This is a genomic window from Sinomonas sp. (assembly GCF_036848755.1).
Classification (GTDB): domain Bacteria; phylum Actinomycetota; class Actinomycetes; order Actinomycetales; family Micrococcaceae; genus Sinomonas.
In genome coordinates, this window is record NZ_DAIUJO010000158.1 from 1 (window position 1) to 6,420 (window position 6,420).

The window sequence follows — 6,420 nt, forward strand, 5'->3', positions numbered from 1 at the left end:
CAGCGACGGCGTCCCCAGCGAGTTCGCGCCCCACGGCGAGGATCCGCTCGAGCTCGGCGAGGTGCTCGGGGCGCGGGTCCACGAGCGGTGGCCGCACGCCGCCGACCTCGAGGCCGCCGAGCCGCACACCCGCCTTGATGAGCGAGACGGCGTAGCCGGGAACCGCGTCGCGGAGGGCGACGAGCGGCCGGAAGAAGCCGTCGAGGAGCTCGCGGCGGCGCCCCTCGTCGCCGGCCTCGAGGGCGCGGTAGTACGCGTTCGCGACGCTCGGCGCCATGGCGAAGACCGCCGACGAGTAGAGCGGGACGCCGATCCCGCGGTAGGCCGACTGGCTGAGTTCGGCGGTGAGCAGACCGTTGAAGAACTGGAAGTCGGTCCGGCCTATCGCCTCTACCGCGAGGACTACCTCCTGCGCGACCGCGACGTCCCCCACGCCGTCCTTGAACCCCACGATCTGCGGGTCGGCGGCGAGGCGCGCGACCGCCTCCGGCGTGAACCGCGCGTTGGCCCGATGGTAGACGACGAGTTCGAGGGCCGTCGCGTCGGCGATGGCTTCGACGTAGCGGACGAGCCCGTCGACTGGCGCGTTCACGAGATACGGCGGGAGGACGAGGAGCCCCGAGGCGCCGGCGTCCTCGGCAGCCCGGGCGGCATCGAGCGCGTGGCCCAACGGTCCGCCAGCACCGCCGAGAACCGGGATACCGGTTCCTGCCTCCGCCACTGCCGCGACGGAGGCGCCGATCACTGTGCCCACCTCCCGCGCCGTCAGGGAGTGGTACTCCCCCGTCCCGCAGGCGGCGAAGACGCCCCCGGGGTGGTGCGGCAGGCGCGAGGCCACATGCTCGCGCGCAAGACCGGCGTCGACCGTGCCGTCTGCGGCGAACGGGGTGACCGGGAAGAAGAGGATGCCGTCGAAGTGCATCGGTGCTCCTGTCGGAAGTTGTGAAGTAGGGATGCAGGGATCAGCTGAGGTGGACGGAGGTGGCGGCGAGCGGTTCGCCCTCGAGCTCGGTGCGCCACGAGCGCTGGGGGCGCCAGCCGAGCAGCTGCAGGGCCTTCGCCGAGGTGAAGGCCGCCTGGGTCCCCGTGAGAGAGGCTGCGATCTGCTGGGTCCCGGGGAGGAACTCGGGGACGAGCTGGGCAAGCGGCCGTCGAGCCATCGCGTCATCCGCACCGACGAAGAACACTTCCCCATTCGGGACCTCGCGCGCGGCCTCGATCCACCGTTCGACGAACCCTGCCGCGTCCCGCGCGTCCACGTAGTTGAAGAGCGAGACTGCCGCGAGCTCGGGGCGGGCGAGGCGCTCGGACACTGTGTGGCCCTGCTGGGTCGGGGCGCCGCGCCACTCCTCGGGCGAGATGACGAAACATGGCCGGAAGGCCCCGAACCTCATCGCATCCCCCTGCTGCGCGACGAACATCCGCACGGTCGCCTCGAGCGTCGCCTTCGACAGTGCGTACGCGTTCCACGGCGCGATCGGGTGCTCTTCGTCAATCGGGAGATACTGCGGCGACCAGCCTTGCGGCGTCCCGTAGCCGAGCACCGTTGGGCTCGACGCGACGAGCACGCGGTCCGCCCCGGCGTCGACCGCCGCACTGAGCACCGAAAAGCAGAGCTGGACGTTCGTGCGGAGGATCACGTCCTCGGGCGCGCTGAACGGCACGGCGATCGCGGCGAGATGGACGACGGCGTGCGGCCGGATCGCCGCGAAGGCCTCCCGGGCTGCTGCCGCGTCCGTGAGGTCGAGCGTGTGCTGCCGGACCCCGGCCGCCACGAGCGCCGACGGCGCACGATCGAGCGAGTGGACGTCATGGCCCCTGGCCGTGAGATGGTTGACGACGCTCACACCGAGCCTGCCGGAACCCCCGGTGACGGCGATCCTCATGCGCGTGCTCCCGTCGCTGCCCGCTTGGCCTCGGCGGTCCCGGCGGCGACGGTGAGGGGTGCGCCGTCGTCGAGCGGGAGCCCGAAGTCCGCGAGCCGGATCGCCTGCCCCGTGCGGAGCGACTCATTGGCCCCGATCCCCACGATGACACTCCGAATGCCGTCGATGTAGCCGGCCTGACGGTGCAGCGCATCGTTGCCCGGGCCCACGAAGACGTCGGAGAGGAGCATCGCGTCGCCGCCGCCGTGGCCGCCCTCGCCCTCAGGAACCGGTATCTCGAGGGCTGGCTCCCAATGCCGCTGGAGGATGATCTTGGTGCCCTCGGGTCGGACCTGCCCGTGGACGCCATCGGCGTCGGCGGCCACGGACGGATCGAGCGTGTGCCGGTCAGGAGAAACCGATCCCCGCTCGACGACCTCGATCTCGACCCTGCCTTCGGTCCCGTTGATCGCAACGCGGTAGCCCTCCCACGGCGAATGCGCCACGAGCGTGTAGGCCATCGACGCGCCGCCACGGTAGCCGACCACGAGGCTCAGGTTGTCCTCGATGTCGATGCCCTCGGTGAAGACATCGCGGTCACGCAGGTAGCCGTCGTCGGCCTCGCCCTCAAGGTACAGCCCCCGGAGCTTCTGGTCCGCGGCAAGATCGAGGTTGAACGGGTCGTCGCGGTCGGGGTTGTCCCGGCTGAGCTCGGGCCGCGAGCCCAGACCGCGCGCCGCAGCGTTCTTCGCCCCGTAGAAGCGAAGGCCGCCCTGGGCATAAACGGTTTCCGGCACGTCGCCGAGCCACCAGTTGACCAGGTCGAAATGATGCGTCGACTTGTGCACGAGCAGGCCTCCCGAGTTGGCCTTGCTGCGATGCCAGCGCCGGAAGTAGTCGGCCCCGTGGACCGTGTCGAGGCACCATTCGAAGTGGACCGACGTGACCTTGCCGATTCTGCCCGACTGGACGATGTCCTTGATGATCGAGTTCCGAGGCGAGTAGCGGTAGTTGAAGGTCACCACGAGGTTGGCGGCCCGACCGTCCGGGGTGGCGCCTGACGCCGCAGCGCGCGCCGAGCGGACGATCTCCTCGATGCCCTGAACCGACGTCGTCATGGGCTTTTCGCAGATGACGTCGACGCCGCGGTCGAGCGCCTCCGTCACGTAGCGCGCGTGGGTGTAGTCCGGCGTCGTGACGATGAGCGCATCGGGGCGTTCGACGTCGAACATCTCACCCAGGCGGTCCGGATGGTAGTGGTGCGGCGCGGGCCAGTCCGGACGGCGTTCCGCGATCCGCGCGCCGTGGTAGTCCATGCGGTGCTCGTTGGTGTCGACGAAGGCGACGAGGGACCCCAGATCGGCGTGGGGGCCCATGAGCGCGTCGACGTACATCTCGGCGCGGGAGCCAGTGCCGGCGAGGACGTACTTCTTCCGCGGATTTTCGGTGGGTGCCATAGGGGCTGGTCTCCTCGGTGAGCGCGTGGATCAGGGGTGAGTAACCGGTTTCTCACCACCGTACTCCAGCGGGACCGCCCTGCCAAGAGGCCAGGGAAAGCGCGTGCCAAGCGGCCTACCGTGCGAACATGACGGCGCAAGCCAAGCGACGCACCCTGCGAACCTGACGGCCCAAGCTTGCGCCGTCAGGTCTGCAGGGTGTGAACGGCGTGGAGCAGCCTCGCGCAGCGGATGAACCCGAGGTGCGAGTACGCCTGCGGGTGGTTGCCGAGGTGTGTTTCGGTCGAGGGATCGTACTCCTCGGGCAGAAGCCCGGTCGGCCCCATGAGGGCTACGAGCCGGGCGAAGAGCTCCTCCGCGTCCTCGATCCGGCCGACCGCCAGATACGCCTCGATGAGCCAGGACGTGCACAGGTGGAAGCCGCCCTCAAGCCCGGGCAGGCCGTCGTCGTAGGTGTAGCGGAAGACGGTCGGACCGACCCGAAGCTCGCGCTCGACGGCAGCTACCGTCGCGAGGAACCGGGGGTCAAGCGGGTCGATCAGGCCCGAAAGGCCTACGTGGAGCACGGCGGCATCGAGATCAGGGCTGTCGTAGGCGACCGTGAACGCTTGGGCGCCGTCATCCCAGCCGTCGGCGAGCACCTGGGCGCGGATGAAGTCAGCAAGCGGTTCCCAGCCTTCGTCCGGCTTACGGCCGTGCCGCAGAGCGACGCGAAGCGCGCGATCGAGGGTCACCCAGCACATGGTCTTCGTGTAGACGTGGTGCCGCGGGGCGCGCCGGGCCTCCCAGATCCCGTGGTCGGGCTCGTGCCAGCGCGCGGCGACGGCCGCCGCCATCTGCCGGATCAGGGCCCAGTGTTCCTCGGGCAGTTCGCCCGTGCGTTCGGAGAGCACGTCGATGAGCTGGGCAACCGGGCCGAAGACGTCCAGCTGCACTTGGTGGTCCGCCGCGTTCCCGATGCGCACGGGCCGCGACCCGGCGTACCCCGGGAGGTGCTCGATCGACGCCTCCGTGGAGAGCGGCGCGCCCGTCACCGAGTACAGAGGGTGCAGCCATTCAGGCCCCGGCGCCGTTTCGAGGATCCGACCGAGCCATGCGAGGAACCCGTCCGCCTCGTCGGTCGACCCGAGCTCCACGAGGCCCATGACCGTCAGCGACGCATCCCGCAGCCAGCAGTAGCGGTAGTCCCAGTTGCGCGTGCCGCCGATGCCCTCGGGCAGCGACGTGGTCGGCGCAGCGAGGACCGCGCCGGTCGGCTCGTGCACGAGGTGGTGAAGTGTGAGCGCCGAGCGCACGACGAGAGATGGCTTGACGGACGGAACGTCGAGCGCTCTGACCCATGCCCGGGAGGCCAGCGCAACCGCCTCCCGACGCTCCGATTCGCCCGCGGGGTCGGGCTCAGGCGCATCGGGGTCCCCGCAGCAGAGCGTCAGGACCACGGCCCCGCGCGAGGGGTCCACGTGTCCGATCGCCGTCGCGTGCCGCCCGTCGCTCTCGATGGCGAAACGGATCCCCGGCGCGTGGAGCACGATCGGCTCCGACGTACCCATGACGTGCAACGAGTCACCGCGCTCCTCGATCGTGCAGGGCGCCCCGGCATAGTCGGGACGCGGCGCGAAGACGACGCGCGCTGGGCCGTGCCCGCTGATCACCCGGACAAGCTTCGTGATGCCCTCGCCGGACGGCTCCAGATAGTCGACGACGGCCATGTCCGCCCACCGCGTCTCGACGATCATCGTATTGTCGAGGTATCGCTGCCCCAGAAGGCGCGAAGCCGCGACCGGGCCCACCGAGAAGTGCCCCGCCGAATCGCCGCCGAGGACGTGAGCGAAGATCGAGCCCGAGTCCGGGAGCGGATGGGTCATCCAGCAGACCTTGCCGTCGGGCGTGACGAGAGCAGTCGAACTTCCGTCGCCCAGCATTGAGTGCCGTTCGAGGGCCACCGCTTCCTCGCCGAACAACCACGCCCTGCGGAGCTCGAACAGAACGGCCAGCACACGCGCGAAGGCCTCGGGATCGCGAAGCTGATGGCGCGCTGCCGTCAGCCGGGGGCCGACATGCAGCCCAAGGTCAGGGCCACGCAAGGTCGCGAGGGCGTCCTCGTCACTCGCGGCATCGCCAGCGAACAGCGCCGCGCTCACGCCGAGCTGTGAGCGGAGTCGGTCGAGCGCCGCGCCTTTGGCGGGCTGGACGGCGGAGAGGTCGACGACGGTACCGTCCTCGATGAAATATAGCCCGTACGCCTCGGCGACCTCGCGCGCGACGGCGGTTGCTGCGGCGGCGGCGTCGGGGTCCGCGTCCCGGCGGTGGACAGCGAAGGCGGCCGGCTTGCGCTCGAACGCTAGCCCGCGCTCGCTGACGAGCCGCTGCGACTGAGCCTCACCGAGACGCGTGGCGAGTTGCTCGACGAGGACGTTCCCGGCCAGCTGCAGCACGCTTTCGGTCGCCTGAGGCATCCCGTAGGCGAACGCCATGTCGAACTCGTGGCCATGCGAACCGACGAGGTGGATCTCGGCTGGAAGTCGCGAGATCGCCGCTAGGTCGCGGAGCGAGCGGCCGGAGATGACGGCCGCGTGCGTATTCGGCAATGCGGCAAGGGCCCGGAGGGCGACGGCGGCGCTCCCGAGCGGGAGCGTCTCGGTGGTCTGACCGTCCACTGAGGTGAGCGTCCCGCCATAGTTGCAGGCGACGAGAAGCGACGGTTCCCGGGCAAGCAACTTGAGCTCGGCCATCAGCACGGGCCCCAGCCCGTCGTCGTCGTCCGCGCCCTGGAGATAGGGGCGCAGCAGCCCCAACGGGAGGGAACCGCCCAGGAGCGCCGATTCCGCGACCGTCCGGTTCAGGGGTGTTGCCATGGTTGCCTCCGCTCCACCCCCATGCCATCCAGTTTCGGAGTTAGGGATTTCTGCAGTGCGGCGGGGGTGTTGCGGAGGCGTAAAAAGGGTGAGGTGACGGGGATGTGAGCCACGGCATGTCGTGCGCACCCACCCTGCGGAGGTGACGGCGCAACGGGCGGTCGGGGACCTCGTTGCATCGGGGCGCCTCAGCGTGACGCCAGATTCCCCAACTTCTCCCGCGCCTTGCCGCCGGATTCCCCA

General features: G+C 70.1%; 4 protein-coding genes. All 4 read right to left on the reverse strand.

Annotation, left to right across the window (positions count from 1 at the left end):
• On the reverse strand, positions 1 to 922 hold a 922-nt coding region (locus tag V7053_RS17270), incomplete at its 3' end, for a 5-dehydro-4-deoxyglucarate dehydratase (protein ID WP_334173502.1).
• 40 nt (positions 923 to 962) lie between these two features.
• Positions 963 to 1,886, reverse strand: a complete 924-nt coding sequence (locus tag V7053_RS17275) for an NAD-dependent epimerase/dehydratase family protein (protein ID WP_334173503.1) — start codon at positions 1,884 to 1,886, stop codon at positions 963 to 965.
• Entirely contained in the window at positions 1,883 to 3,322 is a 1,440-nt protein-coding gene (locus tag V7053_RS17280; protein ID WP_334173504.1) for a Gfo/Idh/MocA family protein, read from the reverse strand. Before V7053_RS17280 ends, V7053_RS17275 begins: the two co-directional genes overlap by 4 nt.
• A 185-nt stretch (positions 3,323 to 3,507) precedes the next feature.
• Positions 3,508 to 6,177 carry a trehalase-like domain-containing protein gene (locus tag V7053_RS17285; protein ID WP_334173505.1) on the reverse strand — a complete coding sequence of 890 codons (2,670 nt, stop codon included), beginning with the start codon at positions 6,175 to 6,177 and terminating at the stop codon, positions 3,508 to 3,510.
• Positions 6,178 to 6,420: the final 243 nt, after the last annotated feature.